Raw genomic sequence first — 4,112 nt, forward strand, 5'->3', positions numbered from 1 at the left:
ACCCCGCTCTTTTACCAGGGGAATTTCAATGCAGACGGAAAGAAGATGCGGGCCATATTGGTGCGCGAAGTGTCCAACGGGACAGACACCTACCGGCTCTGGAGGCGCGATGGAAAGCCCGACAGGAAGAGGCCCAGCAACACAGACGACGCCTATATTCTTTATGTGGAACTGGGCGGGTATCTTGCCACGCTCGGTATGACGGACTTCTATCTGACTGGCCACTGCGGTCATCAGGCCGCGGTTACAGCCCTATACGGGGACGAAGATAAGCGGGAGCAATACTTTGACAGCCTGAAACCTTCCGATGGAAATGGTGCGGCGGAGGCACTGGAGCAGGAACGGGCGCTCGCCCAGGAGTATGGCCGCAGCCCGGCCCGTCAGGCCGACTACATCAAGTTCATCCTCGACCGCCACACTGCCGCCTATCGTGCAGCCAAAGAAAACAGTGGAGAGACCCCACCTGACTACACCGGTGCGCTTGTACTGGGAGAACTCCAGAGCTGTGTGGAACTGTACCATATATATAAAGACAAGCAGAGGGAGCGAAACTGGGCGTATTGCCGGAAGTGCAACCAGCTGGCCGAAAAGCAGGTACAGAAGGCTCTGCGCGTCATCCGGGAAGGCGGCGTACTCCGCAACGATACCGTGGAGTTCTATCGGAGCCGGTATGATTTCAGCGCATGCTCCATTTTTCTGCATCTCATGAAGCTGTATTATGTGGATGTACCCCTCCGAGTTCAGGGGTGGATCACCAACAAGCTGGTCTCTGCTACGATCTCAGATGGCCGGTGCTCCGATATACACTTTTGGGGAAACAAGGGCGATAGGACTTCCCAGCGGTTCGTGGACTGCATGAACGAGTTGATTCGTGCGGTGGCCTCCTGATAGAGCACGGCATGGGAAAATACATCGACCTGGACCGCCTCCCCCCTGACATGAGAGCGTGGGAGCGTGTGTGTCAGTCGGTGCCGGTCATGTACCATACTTTTTCATTTTAGTGTTTATTTTCAGGTTTAAGGAATACATGGGAAAGGTACGGAAATGACTGTCACAGACCTGCACAGCAAGGCCAGCCGTATGAGAAGCCGGGAGCCGGTAGGCTTCCGGCTTCTCATACGGCCCCGGAATCATGCTCCCGCATCCGCTTGTGGGGACTGCGGCAAGTTTCCGATATATTTTTCCAGTCGCGCCGGCTATCAGGGGCCTGTGTACCTCTGATACGCCGTTACGGCTTCATCAAAATTCACAAAAGGAGGACTTTCAAGTGAAAAACAGATACACAGAACTTCGCCAGAGACAGCAGCAGGAGGTCAACGCGCTCCCGATTGGCTTCGCGTTCAGCGACCGGCAGTTCGAGGAGATGATGCGGGGCTGGGGCCTCGACCCGGAGACAGACCTTGACAAGATCTACAAAGCCGGGAATACAGGCGGCTTTTTCAAGAAATCGGACACACAGCTCATCCGTGACACATTCAGCAGGCACGAAAAAGAACTGCGGGACGCCATCGCGGAGGACGAAACCGGCGAGGGGTTCATCTACGAGATGTTCCTCGACGAGCTGGACAACCATGAGTACGGCTACACGAGAGACACCGAGGACACACTGTACGCGCTGGGCTATACGGCGGACGAGGTGCTGGGGAACCCACGCCTCAAGAGAGGCATTGAAAAAGCCGTCACGGAGATTTGCGGGAGGGACTAAGTGATAATATGCGGTTTACGTCCTATCATAAAATAGCAAATTATAAGCAAAAAAGATGGGAGGCCACGCCACAAAGGCTGGTCTCCCGTTTTCACTAGTCAGGGGTTTCCGCTTTTTCTCTATTATATATCTGACGACTGCTTCAGATGGCTGAAGAGCCCAAAGTCGCCATAGATTGCACAGCTTCCTGGGTAAACTCTACTTCCGGGTAGGTGCAGTAATCGGAATAGGCACTGCGCCCGGTCAGCCTGCAAATGCCCTGGTCTATCGCCCACTGGAGCGCTGCCGGATGGTTCCGGGTGTCGAAGTACGCGCAGTTGGGATTCGTGACCGATGAATTGGGCAGGCAGGTTGTAATCAAGTTCCTGCAGGTCAGTTCTTCCGCCGGGTCACCGATGACAAAGACCGCGAGCCGCTTGTCACCAAAATAGGTCGTCTTCCCCAATGATACATTTTCCCCTGCCCGAATGTCTGGAAAGTTAGGCCATGTTCGGATATTCATATCAATCACCTCCTTAATATCGTTATCAATATCTCTATATTTTATAGTTTATTATATCATTTTCGTGGCGTTTTGTCAATAAAATACACAAAATAGCGGGAAATAATGTTTGCAATACGCTCAATTTATGATATAATAAAGTCAAGGAGAAAATAAAATTTGGGTATGTGCCCTCTACGATACACGCACAGAAATATACATAGACATAGAAAGAAAATATATAAAGGGGAGAAAGCACATGTCTGTTGCACTGAACGGCGATGCCCTGACTATCGGCGGCCGCATCCGATGGGTCAGGCAGAACGCAAAAATCAATATCAAAAACTTTGCCCAGGAACTCGGCATATCCGCCAATTATCTTAGTATCCTGGAGCACGGAAGGCGCCCGCCCTCAGACCAACTTCTGCGAAAAATCGCGGAAGTCGGCGGGGCATCCTATCAATGGCTTAAAGATGGTGAGGATGCCGCAAAAGAGGACGACGCAGGTAACACCTTGCCGCAGGCTCAACCTGATCAAACACCGGATATCCGGCTTTTCCTGCGGGTCCTGCAGTGCTATCAGCCGAAAATATTTCCCGAAACTGTAAGCTATATTCTCAATGTGGAGACTGACACCTTTATCAAGTTCATGGATAGGGAGGTGGAATTAGACCTGGAGCAGGAAGGCATCCAGATGCTGGCCAAGCGCCTTGATCCGGACAAAGTGGTGCGCGAGATGGGCGCAGTCGGGCGCCTCCTCACAGAGGTCAACACGGTCAATTCAACAGAAGTCGTGAAGAAAGCCATCAAGGACTATTTAGCACAGTTCGAGGATGGCGCATATACATGGGAGGTATCAGAAGGAGCGGACGAGGACGGCGAATATAGACTGCCTGATTGTACCGTTGAAATCAATACACTGACCTATATGGGCCGCAGGAAAGAGGCACAGGACGAGACAACTGTTTTCCGCTTTCAGTATGTGAAGGAAAAGAAGGGAACTGCTGCGAACAGACTGTTCGGCTGGTCGTCGAAGGGTGACTTCAGCAGGTATATGGAAGTGGTCAATCAGCGTCTGCCGCGCCTCAAACCGGGCCGAAAGAGCAAATCGTCGGAAAGCGACAAGCGCGAAGTCTTTGTATTTTCTAACAAAGTCCTATACGAGAGATTTGCGGAATGTCTGGTGTCCATCCAGCGGGACCGGGAATCCCGCAGTGCCGGTCTTGCCGCCGCGGGCCTGCCCTCTCTCCTCCTGTTGAATGTGACTCAAGAGTCCTCTTCCATCGTGCGCGGTATGCAGCCTCTGCCTCCGTTTGCGATCACAACCGCAAGGAAGTATCTCAGCGACTTTGACGGGGATAAGCTGGCGAACAACTTACTCCCGCCCCAATTAGGGGAATATCCTGAACTCCATGCACATGAATACTTCCTGTCCTTTGTGCATGGGATAGTAGAGAAGGATAGGGATGTCCCCGTGCTCTATCCGCTCTATATCGTTGACAAGGACCAACCGAATGTTACAGTGGAATTGACCCAGGAGAGCAGGCACAAAATCGTATCCAATCTCCAGGCCCCTGTCGAACAGCGCTTTTTGGGCTTTTCTGTCCCCGCTGTGACCTATGTATTCCGGGACAAAGCGCTGTATCAGATATTCGTGGACTGCGCGAAAACACTCCGGGAGGAAACGGGCCCGGCCGAGGGCGCCTCGACCAGACACCAGCATATCTTCCTGCTTCTGGACGAGGATTGCCAAGCTGTTGCGGACAATACAACCTTCCAGCTGTAACATTTCTAACTGCATAGCCCCAAAACAAGACGGCTTCCCATACCAGGGAGGCCGTCTTTTCGCATCATTTTATGACACAGGAGGTGAGGAACCATGTTTCCCGTCACACCGGAACAGCTGGCCCAGGCCAGGGAGCTGGA

At 52.6% G+C, this 4,112-nt stretch carries 4 protein-coding genes; 3 read left to right on the forward strand and 1 reads right to left on the reverse strand.

Annotated features, from left to right (window positions below):
• Positions 1-888, forward strand: an 888-nt coding sequence (locus tag B5F94_RS15500) for a hypothetical protein (protein WP_158100312.1), incomplete at its 5' end; no start/stop codon positions are given.
• A gap of 379 nt (positions 889-1,267) precedes the next feature.
• Positions 1,268-1,705: a DUF7659 family protein gene (locus B5F94_RS15505; RefSeq protein ID WP_087331426.1), complete on the forward strand. Its 438-nt coding sequence runs from the start codon at positions 1,268-1,270 to the stop codon at positions 1,703-1,705.
• A gap of 142 nt (positions 1,706-1,847) precedes the next feature.
• Here B5F94_RS15505 and B5F94_RS15510 read toward each other — a convergent pair whose 3' ends face one another.
• A complete protein-coding gene (locus tag B5F94_RS15510) occupies positions 1,848-2,207 on the reverse strand; it encodes a DUF4313 domain-containing protein (RefSeq protein ID WP_087272873.1) in 360 nt (119 codons plus the stop codon).
• 238 nt (positions 2,208-2,445) lie between these two features.
• Here B5F94_RS15510 and B5F94_RS15515 point away from each other — a divergent pair, with 238 nt between their 5' ends.
• Positions 2,446-3,972, forward strand: coding sequence for a helix-turn-helix domain-containing protein (locus B5F94_RS15515; protein ID WP_087331428.1), 1,527 nt, complete (start codon positions 2,446-2,448; stop codon positions 3,970-3,972).
• Positions 3,973-4,112: the final 140 nt, after the last annotated feature.

It is taken from the genome of Flavonifractor sp. An4 (assembly GCF_002161755.1).
Classification (GTDB): Bacteria; Bacillota; Clostridia; order Oscillospirales; family Oscillospiraceae; genus Flavonifractor; species Flavonifractor avicola.